At 68.9% G+C, this 24575-nt stretch carries 18 protein-coding genes; 11 read left to right on the top strand and 7 right to left on the bottom strand.

The annotated features are described in order from the left end of the window. Positions 1–6: 6 nt before the first annotated feature. Both ACWTPI_RS24070 and ACWTPI_RS24065 read right to left on the bottom strand, forming a co-directional pair. A complete protein-coding gene (locus tag ACWTPI_RS24070) occupies positions 7–1275 on the bottom strand; it encodes an efflux RND transporter periplasmic adaptor subunit (RefSeq protein WP_454732947.1) in 1269 nt (422 codons plus the stop codon). After that, on the bottom strand, positions 1272–4565 hold the full coding sequence (locus ACWTPI_RS24065) for an efflux RND transporter permease subunit (protein WP_454732946.1): 3294 nt from the start codon (positions 4563–4565) through the stop codon (positions 1272–1274). The genes ACWTPI_RS24070 and ACWTPI_RS24065 overlap by 4 nt, the downstream gene beginning before the upstream one ends. 193 nt (positions 4566–4758) lie before the next feature. On the opposite strand from ACWTPI_RS24065, the gene ACWTPI_RS24060 reads away from it, so the two are divergent. After that, positions 4759–5433, top strand: a complete 675-nt coding sequence (locus ACWTPI_RS24060; protein ID WP_454732945.1) for a heavy metal response regulator transcription factor — start codon at positions 4759–4761, stop codon at positions 5431–5433. Then, complete coding sequence (locus ACWTPI_RS24055; RefSeq protein WP_454732944.1) at positions 5433–6851, top strand: heavy metal sensor histidine kinase; 1419 nt, start codon at positions 5433–5435, stop codon at positions 6849–6851. Before ACWTPI_RS24060 ends, ACWTPI_RS24055 begins: the two co-directional genes overlap by 1 nt. A gap of 152 nt (positions 6852–7003) precedes the next feature. Here the strand turns inward: ACWTPI_RS24055 and ACWTPI_RS24050 are convergent, their stop codons facing one another. After that, positions 7004–8407 (bottom strand): aminotransferase-like domain-containing protein, encoded by a 1404-nt coding sequence (locus ACWTPI_RS24050; RefSeq protein WP_454732943.1) that lies wholly within the window; start codon positions 8405–8407, stop codon positions 7004–7006. Positions 8408–8808: 401 nt separating this feature from the next. Here ACWTPI_RS24050 and ACWTPI_RS24045 point away from each other — a divergent pair, with 401 nt between their 5' ends. Together ACWTPI_RS24045 and dapA are read left to right on the top strand one after the other, a co-directional pair. Beyond that, positions 8809–10056 carry an acetylornithine/succinyldiaminopimelate transaminase gene (locus ACWTPI_RS24045; RefSeq protein WP_052165971.1) on the top strand — a complete coding sequence of 416 codons (1248 nt, stop codon included), beginning with the start codon at positions 8809–8811 and terminating at the stop codon, positions 10054–10056. A gap of 1 nt (position 10057) precedes the next feature. Then, the gene (gene dapA, locus ACWTPI_RS24040; RefSeq protein ID WP_454732942.1) at positions 10058–10984 is read left to right on the top strand and encodes a 4-hydroxy-tetrahydrodipicolinate synthase; all 927 of its coding nucleotides are present in this window, start codon (positions 10058–10060) and stop codon (positions 10982–10984) included. Between the two features lie 46 nt (positions 10985–11030). On the opposite strand, the gene ACWTPI_RS24035 is transcribed toward dapA, so the two are convergent. Then, a complete protein-coding gene (locus tag ACWTPI_RS24035) occupies positions 11031–12011 on the bottom strand; it encodes a carbon-nitrogen hydrolase family protein (RefSeq protein WP_454732941.1) in 981 nt (326 codons plus the stop codon). Positions 12012–12455: 444 nt separating this feature from the next. On the opposite strand from ACWTPI_RS24035, the gene cyoA reads away from it, so the two are divergent. From cyoA to cyoE, 5 genes are read left to right on the top strand one after another with little or no spacing between them, the layout of a single operon-like run. After that, positions 12456–13394 carry a ubiquinol oxidase subunit II gene (gene cyoA, locus ACWTPI_RS24030; protein WP_454732940.1) on the top strand — a complete coding sequence of 313 codons (939 nt, stop codon included), beginning with the start codon at positions 12456–12458 and terminating at the stop codon, positions 13392–13394. A gap of 7 nt (positions 13395–13401) precedes the next feature. Then, positions 13402–15378 (top strand): cytochrome o ubiquinol oxidase subunit I, encoded by a 1977-nt coding sequence (gene cyoB / locus ACWTPI_RS24025; protein ID WP_059415263.1) that lies wholly within the window; start codon positions 13402–13404, stop codon positions 15376–15378. 2 nt (positions 15379–15380) lie between these two features. After that, positions 15381–16028: a cytochrome o ubiquinol oxidase subunit III gene (cyoC, locus tag ACWTPI_RS24020; RefSeq protein ID WP_454732939.1), complete on the top strand. Its 648-nt coding sequence runs from the start codon at positions 15381–15383 to the stop codon at positions 16026–16028. A gap of 2 nt (positions 16029–16030) precedes the next feature. Then, positions 16031–16363 carry a cytochrome o ubiquinol oxidase subunit IV gene (cyoD, locus tag ACWTPI_RS24015; RefSeq protein WP_029044009.1) on the top strand — a complete coding sequence of 111 codons (333 nt, stop codon included), beginning with the start codon at positions 16031–16033 and terminating at the stop codon, positions 16361–16363. A 38-nt stretch (positions 16364–16401) separates the two neighbouring features. Further along, the gene (gene cyoE, locus ACWTPI_RS24010; protein WP_020204886.1) at positions 16402–17289 is read left to right on the top strand and encodes a heme o synthase; all 888 of its coding nucleotides are present in this window, start codon (positions 16402–16404) and stop codon (positions 17287–17289) included. Here the strand turns inward: cyoE and ACWTPI_RS24005 are convergent. The 3 genes from ACWTPI_RS24005 to ACWTPI_RS23995 are packed head-to-tail and all read right to left on the bottom strand — an operon-like array spanning position 17250 to position 19885. Further along, on the bottom strand, positions 17250–17891 hold the full coding sequence (locus ACWTPI_RS24005) for a DUF6436 domain-containing protein (RefSeq protein ID WP_454732938.1): 642 nt from the start codon (positions 17889–17891) through the stop codon (positions 17250–17252). The genes cyoE and ACWTPI_RS24005 overlap by 40 nt on opposite strands. Before the next feature lie 27 nt (positions 17892–17918). Beyond that, complete coding sequence (locus ACWTPI_RS24000; RefSeq protein WP_454732937.1) at positions 17919–18254, bottom strand: hypothetical protein; 336 nt, start codon at positions 18252–18254, stop codon at positions 17919–17921. Positions 18255–18280: 26 nt separating this feature from the next. After that, positions 18281–19885: a methyl-accepting chemotaxis protein gene (locus tag ACWTPI_RS23995; RefSeq protein WP_020204883.1), complete on the bottom strand. Its 1605-nt coding sequence runs from the start codon at positions 19883–19885 to the stop codon at positions 18281–18283. A gap of 707 nt (positions 19886–20592) precedes the next feature. Here ACWTPI_RS23995 and fdnG point away from each other — a divergent pair. After that, the gene (fdnG, locus tag ACWTPI_RS23990; protein ID WP_454734007.1) at positions 20593–23643 is read left to right on the top strand and encodes a formate dehydrogenase-N subunit alpha; all 3051 of its coding nucleotides are present in this window, start codon (positions 20593–20595) and stop codon (positions 23641–23643) included. 5 nt (positions 23644–23648) lie between these two features. Continuing rightward, positions 23649–24572, top strand: a complete 924-nt coding sequence (fdxH, locus tag ACWTPI_RS23985) for a formate dehydrogenase subunit beta (protein ID WP_020204881.1) — start codon at positions 23649–23651, stop codon at positions 24570–24572. Positions 24573–24575 lie beyond the last annotated feature (3 nt).

Below are 24575 nucleotides of genomic sequence, written 5' to 3'. Positions count from 1 at the left end.
CGGTCCTCATCGCGGCAAGCCGGACACGCTGCCCCGCGCGGCGCCCTGCCCCACGCCCGGCCCCGCGGCGGGCGCCGCAGGCGGCGCGGCCGCGGCGATGACGCTGACCTTCGCGCCCGCGGCGAGGCCGTCGCCGGGATTCATCACCACCGCCTCGTCGCCGCGCAGCCCGGCCACGATCTCCACCCGCGCGCCGAAATCGCGGCCGATGGCCACCTTGCGCAGCGCCACGCGGCCATCGGCGCCGACCACCGCCACGCACGTGCCGTCCGGGCGGAACATCAGGGTCTCGGCCGGCAGGCTCAGGCCGGGGCTGTCCTGCGGCGCGCGCAGGTGGACCTCGGCATAGGCGCCCGGCAGGATGACGCCCCCGGCGTTGTCCACCTCGAGCTCCACGCGCAGGGTGCGCGTGACGGTGTCGATGGCGCCGGCATTGCGCGTCACCCGGGCCTCGAAACGCCGCCCCGGCGACTGCGGCAGCGTCAGCCACGCCTGGACCTGCGGGCCGATCATGCCGCTCGCGTCCTGCGGCACCTGCACGTAGACGCGCAGCCGCGCGCTGGCGGACAGGTGGAACAGTTCCCGTCCGCCGCCCGCGCTGCCATTGCCGCCGCCCGCGTCCACCAGCGCGCCGGTGTCCACGTTGCGCGCGGTGACGACGCCGTCGAACGGCGCGCGAATCTGCGTGTAGGACGCAAGCTGCGCCAGCCGCGAGGTATTGGCGCGCGCCGAGGCCAGCGTGGCGGCCTTGGCCTGCATGTCGGCAACCTTCTGCTCGGTGTCCTGCTGCGCCACCGAACGCGACGCCAGCAGGTCCTGCCAGCGCTGCGCCGTGCTCCTGGCCAGCGCGTAGTTGGCGGCCGCGGTCGCTTCGTCGGCGCGGGCCTGGCGCAACTGGTCGCTGACCTCGGGCGCGTCGATTTCCGCGAGCAGCTGGCCTTGCGTGACCTTGCTGCCGATGTCGGCGTACCAGCGCCGCAGGTAGCCGCTGACGCGGGCGAAGACCGGCGCATCCTGGAAGGCGCGCACGTCGCCCGGCAGGGTCAGTTCGTCGGCGCCGTCGGCGCGGCGCGGCTGCACGGTGGCGACCGGCGTCGCCGCGGCGGCGGCGGCCTGGGCGCCGAGCGCGGCGCGGGCCTGCAGCCGGGGCAGGATGCCGGCGGCCAGCGCCGCGCCCAGCAGCGCCAGGGCCAGCAGGCCGGCGCGCAGGCTCCGCCCGCGCCGGGCGGAGGACGCCGGCAGCGGCGCGGGATCGGATTGTGGTTTGGGGGTCATGACTGGCCTTTCTGGTCGAATTTCAGGGCGGAGGGCGCGGCGGCGGACGCGGGGGAAGACCCGCTGGCCGCGCGGCGCGCGAGCCATTGATGCAGCAGCCCGAACAGGGTCGGCACCAGCACCAGCGTCGCCACCGTGCCGAATGCCAGGCCGCCGATCACCGCGCGGCCGAGGGGCGCGTTCTGCGCGCCGGCGTCGCCGGTGCCCAGCGCCATCGGGATCATGCCGATCAGCATCGCCAGCGCCGTCATCACGACCGGGCGGAAGCGCCCGATGCCGGCCTGCAGCGCGGCCTCGAAGGGCGCCATGCCGGCGGCGCGCAGTTCGCGGGCGAGGCTGATCACCAGGATGCTGTTGGCGGTGGCGATGCCGATGCACATGATGGCGCCGGTCAGCGCCGGCACGCTGACCGTGGTCTGGCTGACGAACAGCATCCAGGCCATGCCGGCCAGCGCGCCCGGCAGGCCGCCGATGATCGCCAGCGGGTCCAGCCACGACTGGAAGTTCACCACCATCAGCAGGTAGACCAGCACCACGGCGATGGCCAGCCCGCCGAGCAGACCCGAGAACGAGTCGCGCATGGTCTGCACCTGCCCGCGCACCACGAGCTCGGACCCCGCCGGCAGCTCGCCGCGCGCGGCGTCGACGATGCGGTGGATGTCGCCGGCCACCGCGCCCAGGTCGCGCCCGCGCACCGCGCCGAAGATGTCGATCACGGGCTGCACGTTGTAGTGCGACACCACGCCCTGCTGGGCGGTGCGCTCGATGCTGCCGAGCGAGCCGAGCAGGTCGCCGCCACCGCCGCCGGGAAAGCCGGCGCCCAGGCCGAGCGGGATGTTCGACAGCGCCTGCAGCGAGCCCATCGCGTGCTGCGGCACCGACACCATCAGCGGGTAGCTGACGCCGTTGCGCGGATTGAGCCAGAAGTTGGGCGAGGTCTGGCCGCTGCCGGACAGCGAGATCAGCAGGTTCTGCGCCACGTCGCGCTGCGACAGGCCGGCCTGCAGCGCGCGCGTGCGGTCCACGTTCACGGTCAGCGCGGGCTGGTCGTCGGGCTGCTGGATATGGACGTCCACCAGGCCCGGCACCGCGCGCAACTGCCCGGCGAGCTTGCGCGCCAGCGCGCGATTGGCGTCGAGCCGGTTCCCCACCACCTGGATGTCGATCGGGGCCGGCAGGCCGAAGTTGAGGATCTGGCTGATGATGTCGGCCGGCAGGAAGGAGAAGCTCACGCCCGGGAACGCCTGCGGCAGCAGCTTGCCGAGCTGGTCCACGTAACCGGCGCCGGGCGCGTGGCCGGGCTTGAGCGACACCAGGATCTCCGCGTCGCCGGTGCCGATGGGCAGCGCCGAATCGTAGGTCAGGTTGATGCCGCTGACCGGCAGGCCGATGTTGTCGACGATGCCGGCCACGTTGCCCGCGCCGATCACCTCGCGGATGCGGCTCTCCACGGCGTCGGCGATGCGCGCCGTTTCCTCTATGCGGGTGCCGGTGCGCGCGCGCATGTGCAGGCGGATCTCGCCGCTGTCCACGCTGGGGAAGAAGTCCTGGCCCAGGAACGGCACCAGCGTCATGGACAGCGCGCAGCACGCCAGGAAACCGGCGGCGAAGCGCCCGGGACGGCGCAGCACCGCGCCCAGCAACGCGGCGTAGCGCGCGCGCAGCCCCTCGAATGCCTGCTCGAAGCGCGCCTGCATCCCGGCGCAGGCGCGGCGCACGCCGGCGAGGCGGGCGGCGAAACGGGCGGCGAAACGGGCGGCGAAGCGGGCGGCAAGGCGACCGGCGGGGCGCGCCGCCTCCCGCGCGCCCTCCTCGCCGCGCATCAGGTAGTGCGCCAGCGTGGGAATCAGCGTGCGCGACAGGAAGTACGAGGCGGCCATCGCGAACACTACGGCTTCGGCCATCGGCACGAACAGGTAGCGCGCCACGCCGGACAGCAGGAACATCGGCAGGAACACGATGCAGATCGACAGCGTGGACACCAGCGTGGGAACCGCGATCTGGGCCGAGCCCTCCAGGATGGCCTGCTCCAGCGGCTTGCCCAGCTCGCGGTGGTGGGTGATGTTCTCGATGGCCACGGTGGCGTCGTCGACCAGCACGCCCACCGCCAGCGCCAGGCCGCCGAGCGTCATGATATTGATGGTCTCGCCGAGCGCGGACAGCGCCATCAGCGAAGCCAGCACCGAGAGCGGGATCGAGATGGCGATGATCAGCGTGGCGCGCCAGCTGCCCAGGAACAGCAGGATCATCAGCGCCGTCAGGCAGGCCGCCACCAGGGCTTCGTGCAGCACCCCCTGCACGGCGCCGGTGACGAACACGGACTGGTCGGACACCGGCTGCACGCGCAGCGCGGCCGGCAGGCCCGCCATCATGCGGGGCAGCATCGCCTTGACCTGCGCGATGATCGCCAGCGTGGAGGTGTTGCCGCTCTTCTCGATCTCCAGCAGCGCCGAGCGCTTGCCGTCGCGGCGCACCACGTTGGTCTGCGGCGCGTAGCCGTCGCGCACCTGCGCGACGTCGCGCACGTAGACCACGCCGTCCGGGCCGCTCCTGACCGGCAGGTCGTTGAGGCCGGCCACGGTGGCCGTGCTGCCGTTCAGGTCCACGCGGTATTCGAGCGCGCCGACCTTCGCGGTTCCGCCGGGCAGCACCAGGTTCTGCGCGTTGACCGCGTTGACCACGTCCAGCGCGGTCAGGCCGCGCGCCTGCAGCGCGCGGGCGTCGAGGTCCACCATCACCTGGCGCACCTTGCCGCCGTAGGGAAGCGGCACCGAGGCGCCCTGCACGGTGGCGAGCTGGGTGCGGATGAAGTTGTTGCCGAGGTCGTAGAGCTGCTGCTCGGGCAGCGAGTCGCTGCCCAGCGCCAGCCGCAGGATCGGCACGGTCGAGGCGCTGTAGCTCAGGATCAGCGGCGGCGTGGTGCCCGGCGGCATGCTGCGCAGCATCGACTGCGCGCCCGAGGACGTCTGCGCGATCGCGCGGTTGATGTCGGCGCCGGGGTGGAAGAACACCTTGATCACGGCCACCCCGGCGAGCGACTGCGACTCGATGTGCTCGATGTCGTCGACGCTGTTGGTCAGCGAGCGCTCGTAGCCCGTCACGATGCGCCGCGACATGTCCTCGGCGGACAGCCCGTTGTAGTTCCACACGATGCTCACCACCGGAATGTCGATGGCCGGGAAGATGTCGGTCGGCGTGCGCATCAAGACCAGCGGGCCGGCCAGCAGCAGGCACAGCGCCAGCACCACGAAGGTGTAGGGGCGGCTCAACGCGAGCCTTACTATCCACATGGCAGGATTCCTGAATCGATTGGAGCACGATGCCCATGCGCGGAAATCGCGCGATGGGCCGGATTCTAGGGAGCCGATGGGCATGCAAACGCTATCAGTTCGATTACGGATTTGTCATGTGGGGCGGGTTGCCGGGCCGGTATCATGCGAGCCATCAACCGAGGACGCTGCGCGAGCAGGAGGGACGGCGATCATGAAGATACTGGTGGTGGAGGACGAGCCCAAGACGGGGGAATACCTGCGCAAGGGGCTGGCCGAATCGGGCTTCGTGGTGGACCTGGCCGTGACCGGCGCCGACGGCCTGCACCAGGGCATGGAGGGCGAATACGACCTGATGATCCTCGACGTGATGCTGCCCGGCATGAACGGCCTGGAAGTGCTGCGCCAGCTGCGCGAGCGCAAGGACACGCCGGTGCTGATCCTGACCGCGCGGGACGAGGTGGAAGACCGCGTGCGCGGGCTGGAGCTGGGCGGCGACGACTATCTCACCAAGCCCTTCGCCTTCGTCGAGCTGCTGGCGCGGGTGCGCACGCTGCTGCGCCGCGGGCCCATCCGCGAGGCCGAGCGCATCGAGGTCGACGACCTCGTGATCGACCTGATCCGCCATCGCGTGATGCGCGCCGGGCGCCGCATCGACCTGACCCAGCGCGAGTTCTCGCTGCTGCATTTCCTGGCGCGGCGCGCGGGCGAGGTATTGAGCCGCACCCAGATCGCCTCGCACGTGTGGGACATGAACTTCGACAGCGACACCAACGTGGTCGACGTGGCCGTGCGCCGGCTGCGCGCCAAGATGGACGACGAGTTCGAGCGCAAGCTGATCCACACCGTGCGCGGCATGGGCTACGTGCTGGAAAGCCGGGGCGGCTGATGCGCAGGATCTCGCTGACCGCGCGGCTGGCGCTGGCCTTCGGCGTGGCTGCGCTGCTGGTGCTGGGCGGCGTGGGCGCCTACCTGTACCGCGCGCTGGCCACCCAGGTGATCGAGCGCGACGACGCCGAGCTGCTGCGCAAGGCCGCGCGCGTGCGCGACGAGCTGGCCGACTCCGGCGCCGCGGGCGCCGAATACTGGCGCGATGTCGGCGGCGTGGTGTCCGGCAACGAGGAATTCGCGCTGCTCGTGCGCGCGCCCGACGGCGCCCTGCTGCTCGCGGCCAACGCCACCCGGGACGCCGTTCCCGAGGTCGCGCCGCTGGCGCTCGCGGCCGCCATCGGCCCCGGCGCCATCCACGCATGGAGCACGCCCGCCGGCTATCCGGTGCGCGGCGTCACCGCGCTGGCCCGCGCCGGCAACGCGCGGGAGCCGCTGCGCTTCACCCTCTACCAGACCGCCGTGGGGCGCGTGACGCTGTTGCGCGCCTACCGCGACAAGGTGCTGGCCGCCACCGTGCTCGGCGCGCTGATCGCCGCTTGCCTGGGCTACCTGCTGCTGCGCATCGGCATGGCGCCGCTGCGCAGGATCGCCGCCGGCGCCTCGGCCGTGACCGTGACCCGCCTGCAATTGCCGCTCGATCCCGCCCGGTTGCCGCCCGAGCTGGAAGAGCTGGCGTCCGCCCTGCAGCAGATGATGCAGCGGCTGCACGAAGGCTTCGAGCGGCTCTCGCAGTTCTCCGCCGACCTCGCGCACGACTTCCGCACGCCGATCGGCAATCTGCTGGGCCAGACCCAGGTGGCGCTTGGCGCCGAGCGCAGCGCCGACGAATACCAGGCGCTGCTGGCCTCGAACATCGAGGAGTACGAGCGCCTTGCCCGCATGATCGAGAACATGCTGTTCATCGCGCGCGCCGAGAATGCGCGCGTGGCGGTGAACCCGGTGACGCTGGACCTGGCGCGCGAGCTGCACGGACTATCGGACTACTTCGAGGGGCTGGCCGAGACCGGCGGCGTGACCATCGCCGTGGCCGGCTCGGGCAGCGTATTGGCCGACCCGCTGCTGCTGCGGCGCGCCGTCAGCAACCTGGTGGCCAACGCCATCCGCTACACCCCGGCCGGGCAGACCATCACCATGCGCGGCGCGCAGACCGCCTCGGGCGCCAGCGTCGAGGTCAGCAATCCGGGGCCCGGCATCGCCCCCGAGCACATGCCGAAGCTGTTCGACCGCTTCTTCCGCGGCGACGCGGCGCGCGCCAACTCGGGAGAGTCGTCGGGGGTCGGGCTGGCCATCGTCAGGTCGATCATGGACCTGCACCACGGCACGGTGGAGGTGGAATCCGAAGTCGGGGGCGTGACGGTGTTCCGGCTGCGGTTTCCGGCGGGCGACGACACGGCCAGGACCCGCGGGAGCGCGTGAAGGCAGTCGGGCACGCCGATGCCTGAAGCCCGCGCGGCGAGCGATCGAGCCGATCCCGGCGCAGCCACGCTCGCGCGGCAGGAGGCATCCTTGCCGCCTGCCTTCCGGCATCGTGACCGGCCGAAGCCACCCCCAGCCACGCAAGACACCCGCTAGACGATAGGCCGCGCGCCGCGCCGGCGATCCTCCTGCAGCAGATTGCCGATCTGCTGCAGCGCATGGCTGAGTTCCGCCTGGCTTGCCGCGCCGCCCACGGAAATCCTCACCGCGTTGCCGGGGTCCGGCTCCGTGCTGAACGCATCCGAGCCGGCCACGGCGATGCCGCGCTGCTCCAGCGTGTCGACGAAGAGCTGCGAGTTCCACTGCGGCGGCAGGGGCAGCCAGATATGCAGCCCGGACGGATGCGCGCTGGCGGACTTCGGCAGCAGCGAGCGCGCCAGGGTCTGCCGCGCGCGCGCCTCGCGCTGGACCTCGACCAGGAGCTGCCGCGCCATGCCGGTCCGTATCCATTGCTCGGACAGCCCGAACAGCAGCGGCGAGCCGCCCATGCCGGAGGCGCGCAGATTCTCCTGCAGCGACGCGCCGTCGCCATCCTCGGGCACCAGCACGAACGCGGTCCGCAGGCTTGGCCACAGGCATTTCGACAGCGACGCCATGTAGTACGTGCGCTGCCCGCCCGTGAACGTGGCCAGCGGCGGCGGCGCGTCGTTGAGCAGGAACCAGTACGGATCGTCCTCCATCAGCGTGATCTTCAACTTGCGCAGCACGGCGGCAACCTCCTGGCGCCGCCCCGCGGGCATGGTCCGCGTGGTGGGGTTGTGCAGGGTCGGATTCAGGTAGATGACGCCGGCGCCGGTGGCGCGATGGGCTTTCTCGATGGCATCCGGCAGGACGCCCTCGCCGTCGGAGGCCACGGCCACGACGCGCAGGTCGAGCTTGCGGGCCGCCAGCAGGAAGCCCGGGTAGGTCAGCGGGTCGCACAGCACCGTGTCGCCCCTGCGCGTGACGGACAGCAGGATGGCGAAGATCGCGGCCTGCGTCCCCGCGGACATGATCAGGTTGCCGTGCGCGAGATCGCCGAGCGCGGGCCCGAGCCATGCCTGGCCCGCCTGGATCGCCGACGAGTTGCGGCTGCCGGTGTCGTAGGCCGACAGCCGCTGGCTGCTCTGGCGCAGGAACAGTTCCTCGACGCCCGTGCGGACAAAATCGCCGAGGCTGCGCCCCGCGGGCTGGGGCGGCACGTTCATGCTGAGGTCGATCCGCACCGCGCCGGCCGCGTTGCCCGGCGTGGCGACGAACGACCCGCGGCCACCGAACGATTCGATCAGGCCGCGGTTGCGCGCCTCGGTGTAGGCCCTCGTCACCGTGGTCAGGTCGACGCCCAGCGCGGCCGCGAGCGCGCGCTGGGGCGGAACCTGGTCGCCGGGCGCGAGCTTCTCCTGCCGGACGGCCTCGCCGATGAGATCGACGATCTGCAGATAGCGGGGGCCGGCGCCCGCCACCAGCGGCCGGATCCACGCCAACTGGTGAGACGCCTTCGACTCAAGTTCCGACATTCGCGCAGTCTCCATTGTCAAACCATACAATAAGTTCTATATTTGACATACATTGTAAATCAAAATCCATACATAAATCAAGCGTATGGATGAAAATCGTGTCGTCTGATGCCATGCCGCGGTCCGCGTCCGGCGGCGGCGTTGTCGTGGTGTGCGCGGACCGGGCCGGGAGGCATCGATGGCGCCGGCGATGGCACCGGCAGCGGCGCGGCGCATTGCGGGGCGGCGCATCGCGGCATGCCCGCGTCTTGGGCGGCCCCGCACCGAAGCCGCCGAACTGGCGGCGCCCCGCCCTGCCGTGCCGGCGGACGGGATGCCCGCCCCGCCCGATTATGGCGAACTTCCGCGCGCCGGCCGCGGGCATCGAACCAGAACCTGATACGGAGCAAAGGAATCCACCAATGGCGGTTACAGTTTCACGCGACCTCTACGAGCACGTCATGGTCCCCAACTACGCGCCGGCCGCGATCATCCCGGTCGAGGGCAGGGGCGCGCGCCTGTGGGACCAGAACGGCACCGAATACATCGACTTCGCCGGCGGCATCGCCGTCAACGCGCTGGGGCATTGCCACCCGGCGCTGGTCGAGGCCCTGGCCGAACAGTCCCGGCGGCTCTGGCACGTCTCGAACATCTTCACCAACGAGCCCGCGATCCGGCTGGCGCACGCGCTCACGCAGGCCACCTTCGCCGACCGCGTCTTCTTCGCCAACTCCGGCGCCGAGGCCAACGAAGCCGCCTTCAAGCTCGCGCGGCGCCACGGCATCGGCACCGGCGGGGACGCCAGGCACGAGATCGTCGCCACGCACAACAGCTTTCACGGCCGCAGCCTGTTTACCGTGAGCGTGGCCGGGCAGCCCAAGTATTCGGACGGCTTCGGCCCGCCCATCGCGGGCATCCGGCACGTGCCGTTCAACGACATCGCGGCGCTGGAGGCCGCAGTGTCCGGGCGCACGTGCGCCGTCGTGCTAGAGCCGGTGCTCGGCGAGAGCGGCGTGCTGCCCGCCACCCACGCCTACCTGCGGCGCGCCCGCGAGTTGTGCGACGCGCATGGCGCGCTGCTGATCTTCGACGAGGTCCAGACCGGCATGGGCCGGCTGGGCACGCTGTTCGCCTATCAGCATTTCGGCGTGGTGCCGGACGTCATGACCGTGGCCAAGGCGATCGGCTGCGGCTTTCCGCTGGCCGCCATGCTCGCCACCCGCGCGGCGGCGCAGCACCTCGGCCCCGGCACGCACGGCAGCACGTTCGGCGGCAACCCGCTGGCCTGCGCGGTCGGCGAGGCTGCATTGCGCCTCATCGACCAGCCCGCGGTCCTGCGCGGCGTCGGGGAGCGGCACGCGCGCCTGGCCGGCGCGCTGGCCGCCATCGGCAGGCGCCACGCGCTGTTCGAGGCGGTGCGCGGCATCGGCCTGCTGCTGGGCTGCGTGCTGGCGCCGCCGTGGAAAGGCCGCGCGCAATACGTCGCGAGCCGCTGCCTCGAGCATGGGGTCATGGTGCTGCAGGCGGGCCCCGACGTCATCCGCCTGGCACCGAGCCTGGTCATCGAGCGCGACGAGATCGACGATGGCCTGGCGCGCCTGGAAAGGGCCGCGGCGCAGCTCGCCGCGGAACTTCACGAACAAGAACGACTTCAATCAGAGGAGCAATGACATGGCAGGCAAAGACCTGAATATCCGCGGCAGCCTCGTCGCCCTGGTGACGCCGATGTTTCCGGACGGCGCCATCGACTGGGCGGCTTACCGCGAGCTCATCGACTGGCACATCGCGGCACGCACCAGCGCGCTGGTCATCATGGGCTCCACGGGCGAGACCCCGACCATCGCGCCGGCCGACCACATCGCGCTCATCCGCGTGGCCGTGGCGCATGCCGCCGGCCGCATCCCGATCATCGGCGGCACCGGCGCCAACGCCACCAGCGAGGCGATCGAGCTCACCCTGGCGGCGCAGGACGCCGGCGTGGCGGCGTGCCTGTCCGTGGTGCCCTACTACAACAAGCCGACGCAGGCCGGCCTCTACGCGCATTTCCGCGCCATCGCCGAGCGCGCCGAGGTGCCGGTCATCCTGTATGACGTGCCGAGCCGGACCATCGCCAGGATGACGGTGGAGACGATCCTGGCGCTGGCCGCGATCGACGGCATCGTCGGCCTGAAGGACGCGACCGGCGACCTCGCGCGCGCCAACGAGCTGTTCCACCGGCTGCCGCCGGAATTCTCCGTGTACAGCGGCGACGATGCCACCGCCGCCGCGCTGATCCTGCTGGGCGCGCGCGGCAATATCTCGGTGACGGCCAACATCCTGCCGGTCATGATGCGCGAGCTCTGCGACGCCGCCCTCGCCGCCGACGTGCCCGCCGTGCGCCGGCTGAGCCGCCGCCTGGCCGCGATCAACCAGGCGCTGTTCGTCGAATCGAACCCGATCCCGGTCAAGTGGGCCATGCAGCGGATGGGCCTGATCCGCGAGGGCATCCGGCTCCCGCTCACGCCGTTGTCGCCCGGACATGCCGGCAGCGTGGCGGCGGCGATGCGCGAGGCCGGCATCGTGCTGGCGGACGCGGGCGGCCCTGCCGCGCAGGCCTGAGCCATCGCGGGCGCGGGCCCGCGCCGGCGCCTTCAGGACGCGGCGCTCACGCCGTCCCGGCGCCGCACGCCGGCGCCTGCTGCCCCGCCTCGCCAGGGAAGGAAACCGGCGCCTGGCGCGCGCGGTTGACGCTCAACTGGAAGATGTCCGGCCGCGCATAGTGCCCGACCACGTCGAGGTCATACTTGCCGCGCGCGATTTCGCCCAGGTCGATCTCCGCGAGGAAGATGCCCTCGCCCTCGAATGACGGCGCCACCAGGACCTTGCCGAGCGGGTCCACGATGCACGAGCCGCCGCGGATCAGCACGTCCGGCGCGGCGCCCGCCGCGCGCGCCGGATGGCCGGCGGGAAAATCCGACGACGTCATGTACTGGCACGCCGAGACGACGAAGCAGCGGCCCTCGAGCGCGATGGTCTGCATGGTCGGCAGCCAGGTATCGCGCGCGTCCACGGTGGGCGCGCAGTACACCTGCACGCCCTGCGCATACATGGCCGTGCGCAGCAGCGGCATGTAGTTCTCCCAGCAGATCACCGCGCCGATCTTGCCCAGCCCGGAATCGAGCACCGGCAGCGTCGAGCCGTCGCCGAATCCCCAGACGAGGCGCTCCAGCGCCGTGGGCATCAGCTTGCGGTGCTTGCCGAGCAGGCTGCCGTCGGGGCCGTAGAACAAGACGCTGCAATACAGCGTGCCCCCGGCGCGCTCGATCACGCCGACCACCAGATGCACGCCGTTCGCGCGTGCGGCCTCGGCAATGAGCGCACACGACGCATCGCCCTCCTCGATCGCGCCTTCGTGGTAGCGGCGGAATTCGTCGCGCCCCTCGTCGCTGCGCGTGCCGAGCCGGGCGCCGAAATCGAGCCCCTTGGGGTATCCGCCCACGAACGCTTCCGGAAAGACCACGAGCTTCGCGCCGCGGCTGGCCGCGTCGCTGGTCAGGTCGGCCAGCTTGGCCAGCGTGGCGGGCGTGTCGTAGATCAGCGATCCCGCCTGGACGACGGCGGCGCGGTACGGGGCTGGATGGGACATGGCGGGTTCTCCCTGTTGCGGTGGATAGATCCATACAAAGAAAACGATGTATGGCATGTGAAATTGTTTGTATGGTCACATCATACCCAAGCGCGGGCGCGACGCATAGTCGCAGGCAATGCCAGTCCACGCCTCGCTTTGCGCCGCCGCAGCGCGGCGGCCACAGGCGCGCCGCGGCATCCGCGGCGGATGGAATAGCATCTTCGCCCCTCGATCCAGGCCATACAAAATCACAACACAAACGCATACACAATGCCATACAATACATACACAAATTAAACACAACAAACTGTATGGATCTATGTGGATCGTATGGAAAACCGCGCGCCTGCCGCTCGCCGCCGGCGCGCGCCAGCGCCTGACACCATTCCCCCGGCTCGCAAGGATCGTCCGCCCCCGTCTTGCGCCGCCCCTTGAAGCGGTTCATGGAACCGAGGTCTTGAAATGAGAGAAACCTACCGAAATTGCCTTCGTTACCCGCTGGCCGCACTGGCCTTGTCGAATCTCGGCGGCTGTAGCTGGGTGCTGTTCAACTCGAAAGGCGCCGTCGGCATCGCGCAGCGCGACCTCATCATCACCTGCATCGGCCTGATGCTGTTCGTCGTCGTGCCGGCCATCGTGCTGACGTTCGTCTTTGCCTGGAAATACCGCGCCACCAATCCGAAGGCCAAATACACGCCCGACTGGGCCCACTCGACCGGGATCGAGATCGTGGTGTGGGGCGTGCCGCTCGTCATCATCGCGACGCTGTCGGTCATCGTGTGGCGCTCGACCCATGCGCTCGACCCCTACCGCCCGCTCGACGTGCCCGGCGCGCCGATCAACGTCGAGGTCATCGCCACCGACTGGAAATGGGTCTTCGTCTATCCCGACCTCGGCATCGCCGCGGTCAACGAACTGACCTTCCCCGAGCACCGCCAGGTGGCGTTCAGCATTACCTCCAACTCCACCATGAACACCTTCTTCATCCCGCAGCTGGGCGGCCAGGTGTACGCGATGGCGGGCATGCGCACCCGCCTGCACCTGATGGCCAACGAGCAGGGGCAATACCGCGGGATGTCGGGCAACTACAGCGGCCACGGCTTCTCGGACATGAAGTTCGTCGCCACGGCCACCACGGAGGAAGGCTTCCAGCGCTGGGTGGCCCAGGTCAGGAGCTCGCCGCTGACGCTCGACCTCGACACCTTCCTCAAGCTGGCCAGGCCCAGCCAGCGCAACAGCGTCGTGCACTTCTCGCAGGTCCAGCCCGGCCTGTTCAAGAAGGTGATCGACCAGTTCGTCGGCGCCGGCGCGAACACCAGCGCCAGCGCCATCGTGCCCGCCGCCGCGCCTACCGCGCCCGACACGCCCGCCGCGGGCACGTTGTCGGCAAACAAGGAGTAAGACATTCATGTTCGGCAAACTGACCTGGGCCGACGTGCCGCTGCACGAGCCCATCATCGCAATCACGCTGGCCGTCATCGCCATCGGCGGCCTCGCGCTGCTGGCGGCGATCACCTACTTCCGCAAGTGGAACGTGCTGTGGCGCGACTGGATCACGACGGTCGACCACAAGCGCATCGGCGTCATGTACGTGCTGGTGGCCGTGGTCATGCTGGTGCGCGGCTTTGCCGACGCGCTCATGATGCGGGCCCAGCTGGCCGTCGCCGGCCCGGGCAGCGAGGGATTCCTGCCGCCGCACCACTATGACCAGATCTTCACCGCGCACGGCGTGATCATGATCTTCTTCGTCGCCACGCCGTTCATCGTCGGGCTGATGAACGTGGTGGTGCCGCTGCAGATCGGCGCGCGCGACATGGCCTATCCGTTCCTCAACGCCTTCAGCTTCTGGCTGTTCGTGGTGGGCGCGGTGCTGGTCATGCTCTCGCTGGGCGTGGGCGAGTTCGCGCAGACCGGATGGGTCGCCTATCCGCCGCTGTCCGACATCGAGTTCAGTCCGGGCGTGGGGGTGGACTACTACATATGGGCGCTGCAGGCGTCCGGGCTCGGCACCTTGCTCACCGGCGTCAACCTGTTCGTCACCATCCTGAAGATGCGCGCGCCCGGCATGACCCTGATGAAGATGCCGATCTTCACGTGGACGGTGTTCGTCACCAGCGTCATCATCATCGCCGCGTTCCCGATCCTGACCGTGGCGCTGGCCGCGCTGACGCTGGACCGCTACCTCGACTTCCACTTCTACACCAACGCGCTGGGCGGCAACCCGACGATGTACGTCAACCTGGTGTGGGCCTGGGGCCACCCCGAGGTGTACATCCTGGTGCTGCCCTCCTTCGGCATCTTCTCGGAAGTGACCGCGACCTTCGCCCGCAAGGCGCTGTTCGGCTACAAGTCGATGGTGGGCGCCACGCTGGCCATCGGCATCCTGTCGTTCCTGGTGTGGCTGCACCACTTCTTCACGATGGGCTCGGGCGCCAACGTCAACGCCTTCTTCGGCATCATGACGATGATCATCGCCATCCCGACCGGCGTGAAGATCTTCACGTGGCTGTTCACCATGTACGGCGGGCGCGTGGAGTTCACGCCGCCGATCCTGTGGACGCTGGCCTTCCTGGTGACGTTTACGATCGGCGGCATGACCGGCGTGCTGCTGGCCATCCCGGGCGCGGACTTCCTGCTGCACAACAGCCTGTTCCTGGTCGCCCACTTCCACAACACCATCATCGCCGGCGCGCTGTTCGGCTACTTCGCCGGGCTGTACTACTGGTTCCCCAAGGTGTTCGGCTTCAAGCTCAACGAGCGCCTGGGCAAGTATTCGTTCTGGTGCTGGGTCATCGGCTTCTACCTGGCCTTCATGCCGCTGTACATGCTGGGCTTCATGGGCATGACGCGCCGGCTGAACCACTATGACAACCCGGCCTGGACGCCGTACCTGCACGTCGCCTTCGTCGGCGCGCTGTTCGTGCTGGCCGGCATCGCGTTCCTGGTCCTGCAACTGATCGTCAGCATCCGCGACCGCAGGCACAACCGCGACCTCACCGGCGACCCGTGGAACGCGCGCACGCTGGAATGGGCCACGTCCTCGCCGCCGCCGTTCTACAACTTCGCGGTGGTGCCGCAGGTCGACGCGATCGATGCCTTCCACGTCGCCAAGAAGCGCGGCCTGCCGCCGCCGCCCGCGCACTACGAGCCGATCCACATGCCGCGCAACACGGGCGTGCCGTTCATCGTCAACGTGTTCATCCTGCTGCTGTGCTTCGCGCTGATCTGGCATATCTGGTGGCTGGCGTCGGCCGGCGCGATCGCCACCGTCGCCGCGCTGATCGTGCGCTCCTACGACGACGACACCGACTACTACGTCAGCGCCGAGGAAGTGGCGCGCATCGAGCATGCGCACGTCTCCACCCTGGCGCGCAAGGCTGCCTGACCATGACCACTCACATCCTGAACCACGCCGCCAAGGCGCACGCCCGCGGGCAAGCACACGGGCACGAGCACGGGCACGGACACGACGGCCACGCCCACGGCTCGGCCAAGGTCCTCGGACTCTGGGTCTACCTGATGTCCGACTGCATCCTGTTCGGCTCGCTGTTCGCCTCCTACGTGGTGCTCAGCGGCGCCTACGCGGGCGGTCCGACGCAGAAGGACCTGTTCGAGCTGCCCTTCGTGCTGGCCGAGACCTTCGTGCTGCTGTTTTCCAGCATCACCTACGGCTACGCCATGCTCGCCGTGCACCGCCGCGACAAGGCCGGCGTGCTGCGCTGGCTGGGCCTGACCTTCGTGCTGGGCGCGGTCTTCGTCGGCATGGAGCTGCACGAGTTCCATCACCTGATCGCGGCCGGCCACGGTCCGAGCCGCAGCGCGTTCCTGTCGGGCTTCTTCGCGCTGGTGGGCACGCACGGGCTGCACGTCGCGGCCGGGCTGGTGTGGATGGCCGTGCTGCTGCACCAGGTCGCCACGCGCGGCCTGACGCCCACCAGCGTGACCCGCCTGTCGTGCCTGAGCCTGTTCTGGCATTTCCTGGACCTGGTCTGGATCTGCGTCTTCACCATCGTCTACCTGTTCGGAGCATTTTGATCATGGCCAACCATGCGACTACCCGCGCCGGCGAGAGCCACGGCAGCGCGCGCTCCTACAACATCGGCTTCGCGCTGTCGGCCATCCTCACCGTGATCCCGTTCGCGCTGATCATGCACCCGGTGCTGTCGCGCCCGGCCACGCTGCTGCTGGCGGTGGCGTTCGCGGTCGCGCAGCTCGTGGTGCAGCTGGTCTTCTTCCTGCACATGAACCGCTCGTCCGAAGGCGGCTGGAACCTGATCAGCTTCGTGTTCACCCTGGTCATCCTCTTCATCATCGTGGCGCTGTCGGTCTGGATCATCTGGAGCATGCACTACAACATGATGATCAACTGAGGCCACGGCCCGCGCCGCGCCCCCCGCATCCCGAAACCATGTATCGCCCCTATCTTCAACTCACCAAGCCCGGCATCGTGATGGGCAACATGATCTCCGTGACGGGCGGCTTCCTGCTCGCCTCGCGGGGAGACATCAACTGGACCAGGGGCTGCCTCGTGGCGCTGGGCGTCGCGCTGGTGATTGCCTCGGGCTGCGTGGTCAACAACATCGTCGACCGCGACATCGACGGCCTGATGGCGCGCACCCGCAACCGTCCGATGGTCACCGGCGCGGTGCCCATGCCGCTGGCCCTGCTCTATGCGTGCGTGCTGGGGCTGGCGGGCGCCGGCCTGCTCTACGCGGCCACCCGGCAGGTCATGCCGGTGGCGCTCGTGACGATCGGCTACGCGGTCTACGTGGGCGCGTACACGCTCTGCCTCAAGCGCAGCTCCGTGCACGGCACGCTGGTGGGCAGCATCTCGGGGGCGATGCCGCCGGTGGTGGGCTATTGCGCGGCAAGCGGGCGCTTCGACGCGGCCGCGCTGACGCTGCTGGTGATGTTCAGCCTGTGGCAGATGCCGCATTCCTACGCCATCGCCATCTTCCGCGCCGCCGACTACCGCGCCGCGGCGATCCCGGTGCTGCCGGTGGTCAGGGGCCTGCCCGCGGCCAGGCGGCACATCGTCGCCTACATCGCCGCGTTCACCGGCGCCACGCTGATGCTCGGCGTCCTGGGCTATACCGGATGGCTATACATGCTCGCCGCGCTGGCGAGCGGCATCTACTGGTTCAGGCTGGGGCTGGCGGGCCGCACCGCCGGCGACCAGCGGCGGTGGGCGCGCAAGCTGTTCTTCGCCTCCATCGCCATCATCACCGTGCTGAGTTTCGCGATGTCGGTGGACTTCTACCGGGCGCCGTCCGGCGTCGCGCTCCAGGGACAGTAACACCCGACCGCCAGCATCGAGAACGGCTCGACCCGCTGCCCGGCGACGAGCTTGTCGAGGATCGGCTCGACGAAGCTGTTGGCCGAGCTGCACACCAGCCCCTGGCTGTAGGGCCCGGCGTACGCCAGCCGGCCATCGGCCGCCCAGATCGCCATCGACGGGCTGGCCGGCAGCCGCTCCATGCCCTCGATGCGCGCCAGCGGCCTGAGCTTGCCTTGCAGGAACGGCGCCAGCGCGCCATGCGTGCCCGGCTTCTGCACGCTGTAGAAGTCGACCCTGGCGTTGCGGTACATCTGCATCAGGTAGTTCAGGTGCGCGTCGGTCTCCTTGTTGCAGGTGGTGCAGTCCGGGTCCCAGAAATGCACCACCCGGATGCGGCCGGTGTTGCCGGCCAGTTCCGGCGGCAGGCGCAGGTCGGCATCGCCGAACACCACGGCGCGATCGGCGTAGGTGCGCAGGCCGCCCACGCCGAAGTAGCGCCACAAGCCGGCCCCGGTCGCGGTGAGGATGGCGACCGCGACGCACAGGAACACCACCACCGCCCGGCGGCGCAGGAAAGGAAGCGCCGGCTGGCTGCCGGCGTCCGCTGAAGAAAGGGACATGCGAATACGCTCCACCGGCGCGCGCAGTCAGGGCGCGCGCCGGAACTTGCTGCGGAACTGCTTTTCCATCTCCCGGCAGGCTTCCGCCTGGAAGCTGCGGGAGGCCGGCGACGCCGCCGCCTGGCTGCGGCGCCAGCACTGCGCGACGGCGTGGCGCTCGGCCGCCTCGGCCGCCGCGGTCTGCGGGCGCGAGACGCCGAAGACGAAGGCGCCCAGCACCAGCGCGACGAAGACGCCGCCGGCGGCCATGACCAAGGCGAACCTGCGCCGCTGCGCCGGGGACGGCGGCTCGTCGCCGGCGCGCAGGTCCGCGGACTGGCCGGCGGCGGGCACGCGGGAAACCGGATCGGCAGGCGTCGTCATGGCTGCGGACCCGTGCTGCGCGGCCACTACGCCGCCGCCAGGGCCGGCGCCGGCGCCCGGCCGCCGAGCTTGAACACGCTCACGACCTGCGCCAGATGCGCCGCCTGGTGCCTGAGCCCGTCGACCGCGCTGGCGCTCTGCTCGACCAGCACCGCGTTCTCCTGCGTCACCTGATCGAGCTGGGTGACGGCGTCGCTGACCTGCGCGATGCCCTCGGTCTGCTCGCTGGTCGCGGCGCTGATCTCCGCGATCAGCGCGGCAACCCGCTGTACCTGGCTCACGATGTCGGCCATCGTCGTGCCGGTGGCGCCGACCAGGCTGGAGCCGGCCTCGACCCTGGAGACGCTGGCGTCGATCTGCGTCTTGATCTCCCTGGCCGCGCCCGCGCAGCGCTGCGCGAGCCGCCGCACCTCGCCCGCGACCACGGCGAATCCGCGCCCCTGCTCGCCCGCGCGCGCCGCCTCCACCGCCGCGTTCAGCGCGAGCAGGTTGGTCTGGAAGGCGATTTCGTCGATCACGCCGATGATGTCCGCGATCTTCTTCGAGCTCGCCGCGATCTCGCTCATGGTCGAGACGACCTGCCCGACCGCCGCGCCGCCCTTCTGCGCCGCCTCGTTGGCGGCAACGGCGAGCTGGGCCGCCTGGCGGGCGGACTCCGCGTTGTTGCGGACGATGCCCGTCATCTGGCTCATCGACGCGGCGGTCTGCTGCAGGCTGGCGGCCTGCGCCTCGGTGCGCCGCATCAGGCCGCTGTTGCCTTCCACGATGCCGGTCGAATCGGTGGCCAGCACATCCGATGCCGAGCGCACGTCGCCGACCACGCCGGCCAGGCTTTCGCGCATGACCGACAGCGACGCCAGCACGCTGCCCGGCGGCGCCTGCCGGCCATCGGCATAGGGGCTGAGGTCGCCTTCCGAGACATTCCTGGCGACTTCGGCCAGCGCGCTCGGCTCCGCGCCCAGCTGCTGCAGGATGCTGCGCGATACCCGCCACGCCACCAGCGCGCTGATGACCAGTGCGAGCGCCAGCGCGGTCAGCATCAGATTCAGGAAACCGCCAGCCTCGGACAATGCCGTGTCATTTTCCTGGCGAATGCGCTTTTCCTCGAAATCGATAAGCCGGTTGATGGTGGCCAGCCATTGCTCGTATTGCGGTTTTGCGCGCTCCCACAATAATTCGCGGATAGCCGGCTGCGAAAGCGCATCGGCGGCGGTTCCCGCGATGATCGCATTGGTGGTGGCCACCGCGGCAGCCTCGGCCGCGCGAATGTCGCGATACAGCGCCAGCACCTCCTGCGAGGTCCGGGTGGAGGCCAGCAGCGACTCGATGCCCGCGGTCGAATCGGCGTAGAAGCGAGCCCTGGCCGCGATGAAATCGACCTGCTTCTGGCGCTCGGCGGGCGTTGCAGCCAGGACCACGTCGCGCACCGCGATCGAGCGGTCATGCGCGGAACCGCGGAAATTGATCGCATAGCGCTGGATCACCGCATGGCGCTCGCTGTTCGCATGCAGCGCGCTCTTGATGACGTCTACCTTGACCATCGCCACCGCGGTCACCGCGACGAGCACGGCGAAGATCAGGCCAAATCCGGCGTAAAGCCGCGCGCTTACCCGCATTCTGGAAAACAGCATATCGAACCCCTTGTGATCTGGTTATTTTTTTCAATTATTTCATGGGCCAATTTTTGCGCGATGAAAAATAACTTTTATCCCAATAGGTCAAATCAATTCCATTCCGAATTAATTGCGACATTTAGACGCATCCGCGCGCACCGGGTCGCCCGGCGTTGTTCCTTGCACCCATGCACACGCATCGCGCACGGCAGGCGCCCGCGTCGGGGCCGCGCAGGCCCGGCGCTACAGGCAATGCCCGCGGTAATGCGCGCGAGGCGGCCGCCGGAGGTGCCAGATGGCTATCGGCGCGGACCGGCGCGGTGGATGTCCAAGGTATATCCAATGCATATCCATACAATATCAATACGTATGGAAAATACGCTATCAAAGCATAGCACGACATGAACTGCATGGACATAAAACGACTAGATGACTTGACAAAGCCAGCAAAGCGCCACACGGCTTTCCCAGCGCAAGGCGGGATCGATAAAAATCGCTTTGGCTTCGCTAATATGTCTTTTATCGCATATTTGCTGCCAAGACACGTCAAATATGTGACTTTTTAGCCATCAAGTTATGTTCACAAGGACCTGTCTCTGGCAATCCGTGGAAATTTCATCTACAGTTCGCGTAACTTTTATAGATCCATACATACGAATTTCTGTATGGATACAATTCAAATGCAAAGTGAAGCCCCCAAAACACGCGCGAACACACGCGCGAACCTGCATTTCGGTCGAAGGCAGTTTCTGAAGTTATGCGGCGCAGGGGCGGCCACCGCCACGGCAACGGCCCTCGGGTTCGCGCCCAGCCCGGCAAGGGCGGCCGACATCCGGCAGTACAAGCTGCTGCGCGCCAGGGAAACCCGCAACAACTGCACCTATTGCTCGGTCGGCTGCGGCCTCCTGATGTACAGCACGGGAGACGGCGCCAAGAACGCCAAGGCCAGCATCTTCCACATCGAAGGCGATCCCGACCATCCGGTCAGCCGCGGCTCGCTCTGCCCCAAGGGCGCCGGCCTGGTCGATTTCATTCATAGCGAGAACCGCCTGAAATACCCGGAATACCGGGCGCCCGGCTCCAACGAATGGAAGCGCATCAGCTGGGACGAGGCCACCACGCGCATCGCCCGCCTGCTCAAGGACGATCGCGACAAGAACTTCATCGCGCGCAACGAGAAGGGCGAGCTGGTCAACCGCTGGCTGTCGAGCGGCATGCTGGCCTCGTCGGCGGCCAGCAATGAGACCGGCATCCTCGACTTCAAGTTCGCGCGGGCGCTCGGCATCCTCGGCCTGGACTGCCAGGCCCGCGTGTGCCACGCGCCCACCGTGTCGGCGCTAGCGCCGACGTTCGGCCGCGGCTCGATGACCAACAACTGGGTCGACATCAAGAACGCCAACGTCATCCTCATCATGGGCGGCAACCCCGCCGAGGCGCACCCGGTCGGCTTCAAGTGGGTCATCGAGGCCAAGATCCGCAACGGCGCCAAGGTGATCGTGGTGGACCCGCGCTTCAACCGCAGCGCGTCGGTCGCGGACATCTACGCGCCGATCCGGGCCGGCTCGGACGTGGCCTTCCTGATGGGCATGGTCAAGTACCTGCTCGACCACGACAAGATCCAGCACGAGTACGTCAAGGCCTATACCAACGCCAGCCTGATCGTCAGCGAGGGCTACCGCTTCGACGAAGGCCTGTTCAGCGGCTTCGACAGCGCCGCCGGCAAGTACGACAACCGCACCTGGCTCTACGAGCTGGACGCCAACGGCCACGCGCTGCAGGACCCGACGCTTGCGCATCCCCGCTGCGTCTTCAACCTGCTCAAGGCGCACGTCGCGCGCTACACGCCGGAAATGGTCTCGACCATCTGCGGCACGCCGCAGGAAGACTTCCTGCGGATCTGCGAGATCATGGCCTCGACCAGCGCGCCCAACCGCACCGCGACGTTCCTCTACGCGCTGGGCTGGACGCACCACAGCAGCGGCGCGCAGATCATCCGCGGCTCGGGGATGATCCAGCTGCTGCTCGGCAATATCGGCATGGCCGGCGGCGGCGTGAACGCGCTGCGCGGGCACTCGAACATCCAGGGCTACACCGACCTGGGCCTGCTGTCGCTGCGCCTGCCGGGCTACCTCAACCTGCCCTCGGACAGCCAGCAGACGCTGAAGCAGTACCTGGACGCCAGCACGCCCGCCGAGCAGTTGCCCGGCCAGGTGAACTACTACAAGAACACGCCCAAGTTCTTCGTCAGCCTGATGAAGAGCCTCTACGGCGAGCACGCCACGCGCGCCAACGACTGGGGCTACGACTGGCTGCCCAAGTGGGACAAGAGCTACGACATGCTGGCCTTCTTCGACCGCATGTACGAAGGCAAGGTCAACGGCTACATCGCGCAGGGCTTCAACCCCATCGCCGCGATGCCGGACTCCAACAAGATCCGCGCCTCGCTGGCCAAGCTCAAGTTCCTCGTCATCATCGACCCGCTGCAGACCGAGACCTCGACGTTCTGGCGCAACCACGGCGAGTTCAACGACGTCGACCCGGCCGCGATCCAGACCGAGGTGTTCCGCCTGCCCTCCTCCTGCTTCGCCGAGGAAAACGGCGCGATCGTCAATTCCGGCCGCTGGCTGCAGTGGCATTTCGCCGGCGCCGAGCCGCCCGCCGAGGCGCGCCACGACGGCCGCATCTTGGGCGGCATCTTCATGAAGATGCGCGAGCTCTATGCGAAGGAAGGGGGCGCCTGCCCCGAGCAGGTGCTGAACATGACGTGGGACTACCAGGACCCGTACAACCCGGAGCCGGAGGAAGTCGCCAAGGAGGCCAACGGCTACGCGCTCGAAGACCTGCGCGACGACCAGGGCCAGATCTTCGCGCGCAAGGGCGAGCTGCTGTCCGAATTCGGGCAGCTGCGCGACGACGGCTCGACCGCCAGCTTCAACTGGATCTTCTGCGGCTCCTGGACCCAGGCCGGCAACCAGATGGCCCGGCGCGACAACACCGACACCGGCCACGGCGCCACGCCCGGCTGGGCCTGGGCCTGGCCGGCCAACCGCCGCATCCTGTACAACCGCGCCTCGCTCGACCCGATGGGCAAGCCGTGGGACCCCGAGCGCATCATCGTGTCGTGGGATGGCCGGCGCTGGTCCGGCAGCGACGTGCCCGACTACCCCGCGACGGCGGCGCCGGGCAGCGGCGTGAGCCCGTTCATCATGCTGCCCGAAGGCGTGGGACGCCTGTTCTCGGTCGGCGGCATGGTCGACGGCCCGTTCCCCGAGCACTACGAGCCGATCGAGAGCCCGCTGGTGAGCAACCCGCTGCATCCGGCGGTGACGTACAACCCGACCGCGCGCGTCCTCCCCAATGACCGCAAGCGCATGGGCACGCGCGACGAGTTCCCGTACGTGGCCACCACCTACGGCCTGACGGAGCTGTTCCGCCACTGGACCAAGCACTCCCGCCTGAACGCCATCATGCAGCCGGAGCAGTTCGTGGAGATCGGCACCGCGCTCGCGGCCCGCAAGGGCATCGCCCACGGCGACATGGTCAAGATCACGACCAAGCGCGGGTACATCAAGGCCAAGGCAGTAGTCACCAAGCGGGTGAAGACGCTGAAGGTCGCCGGCCAGGATCTCGAGCAGATCGGCATTCCCTGCAACTGGGGCTACGAGGGCGCGACGCGCAAGGGCTTCCTCGCCAACACGCTCAGCCCGAGCGTGGGCGACGCCAATTCGCAAACCCCCGAATACAAAGCCTTCCTGGTCAACATCGAGAAAGCCTGACCGCCATGTCCATGCAATCCCAGAACATCATCCGGCGCTCGGCGACCAGCAACTTCACGCCGGCGCCGCGCGCCCGCGAGCACCAGACCGAGGTGGCCAAGCTCATCGACGTGTCCGTGTGCATCGGCTGCAAGGCCTGCCAGGTGGCCTGCTCCGAGTGGAACGACCTGCGCGACGAGGTCGGCCACAACGTCGGCGTCTACGACAACCCGGCCGACCTCAGCCCGCAGACCTGGACGCTGATGCGCTTCGACGAGGTCGAGCACGAGAACGGCAAGCTGGAATGGCTGATCCGCAAGGACGGCTGCATGCACTGCGAGGACCCGGGCTGCCTGAAGGCATGCCCGAGCCCCGGCGCGATCGTCCAGTACGCCAACGGCATCGTCGACTTCCAGTCGGAACACTGCATCGGCTGCGGCTACTGCGTGGCGGGCTGCCCGTTCGACGTGCCGCGCATCAGCAAGCAGGACAACAAGGCCTACAAGTGCACGCTGTGCTCCGACCGCGTCGGCGTGGGACAGGAACCGTCGTGCGTGAAGACCTGCCCCACCGGCGCCATCAGCTTCGGCAGCAAGGAAGACATGAAGGTGCTCGGCGCGAGCCGCGTCGAGGAACTGAAGACGCGCGGCTACGACGGCGCCGGGCTCTATGACCCGCAAGGCGTCGGCGGCACCCACGTCATGTACGTGCTCCAGCACGCGGACAAGCCCGAGCTGTACCACAAGCTGCCGCGCGACCCGAAGATCAGCGCGATGGTCCGGGGCTGGAAGGACTGGCTCAAGCCCGTGGCCGGCCTGGCCTTCGCCGCGACCGTGGCGGGCTTCCTCACCCACTACGTGGGCGTGGGGCCCAACGTCCCCAAGGCGCCGGACGACGAGCCGGACGACCCGCAGGCGGCCAGCCGCAAGACCGCGGCGACGGAGGAGTGACGC

Source organism: Cupriavidus ulmosensis, from assembly GCF_977008105.1.
This window is presented reverse-complemented; position numbering and strand designations above follow the sequence as displayed.

Excerpts from the sequence above, each read along its gene's own strand:
- ACWTPI_RS24070 (WP_454732947.1), bottom strand. The coding sequence starts at position 1,275 with ATGACCCCCAAACCACAATCCGATCCCGCGCCGCTGCCGGCGTCCTCC.
- ACWTPI_RS24065 (WP_454732946.1), bottom strand. The coding sequence starts at position 4,565 with ATGTGGATAGTAAGGCTCGCGTTGAGCCGCCCCTACACCTTCGTGGTG.
- ACWTPI_RS24060 (WP_454732945.1), top strand. The coding sequence starts at position 4,759 with ATGAAGATACTGGTGGTGGAGGACGAGCCCAAGACGGGGGAATACCTG.
- ACWTPI_RS24055 (WP_454732944.1), top strand. The coding sequence starts at position 5,433 with ATGCGCAGGATCTCGCTGACCGCGCGGCTGGCGCTGGCCTTCGGCGTG.
- ACWTPI_RS24050 (WP_454732943.1), bottom strand. The coding sequence starts at position 8,407 with ATGTCGGAACTTGAGTCGAAGGCGTCTCACCAGTTGGCGTGGATCCGG.
- ACWTPI_RS24045 (WP_052165971.1), top strand. The coding sequence starts at position 8,809 with ATGGCGGTTACAGTTTCACGCGACCTCTACGAGCACGTCATGGTCCCC.
- dapA (WP_454732942.1), top strand. The coding sequence starts at position 10,058 with ATGGCAGGCAAAGACCTGAATATCCGCGGCAGCCTCGTCGCCCTGGTG.
- ACWTPI_RS24035 (WP_454732941.1), bottom strand. The coding sequence starts at position 12,011 with ATGTCCCATCCAGCCCCGTACCGCGCCGCCGTCGTCCAGGCGGGATCG.
- cyoA (WP_454732940.1), top strand. The coding sequence starts at position 12,456 with ATGAGAGAAACCTACCGAAATTGCCTTCGTTACCCGCTGGCCGCACTG.
- cyoB (WP_059415263.1), top strand. The coding sequence starts at position 13,402 with ATGTTCGGCAAACTGACCTGGGCCGACGTGCCGCTGCACGAGCCCATC.
- cyoC (WP_454732939.1), top strand. The coding sequence starts at position 15,381 with ATGACCACTCACATCCTGAACCACGCCGCCAAGGCGCACGCCCGCGGG.
- cyoD (WP_029044009.1), top strand. The coding sequence starts at position 16,031 with ATGGCCAACCATGCGACTACCCGCGCCGGCGAGAGCCACGGCAGCGCG.
- cyoE (WP_020204886.1), top strand. The coding sequence starts at position 16,402 with ATGTATCGCCCCTATCTTCAACTCACCAAGCCCGGCATCGTGATGGGC.
- ACWTPI_RS24005 (WP_454732938.1), bottom strand. The coding sequence starts at position 17,891 with ATGTCCCTTTCTTCAGCGGACGCCGGCAGCCAGCCGGCGCTTCCTTTC.
- ACWTPI_RS24000 (WP_454732937.1), bottom strand. The coding sequence starts at position 18,254 with ATGACGACGCCTGCCGATCCGGTTTCCCGCGTGCCCGCCGCCGGCCAG.
- ACWTPI_RS23995 (WP_020204883.1), bottom strand. The coding sequence starts at position 19,885 with ATGCTGTTTTCCAGAATGCGGGTAAGCGCGCGGCTTTACGCCGGATTT.
- fdxH (WP_020204881.1), top strand. The coding sequence starts at position 23,649 with ATGTCCATGCAATCCCAGAACATCATCCGGCGCTCGGCGACCAGCAAC.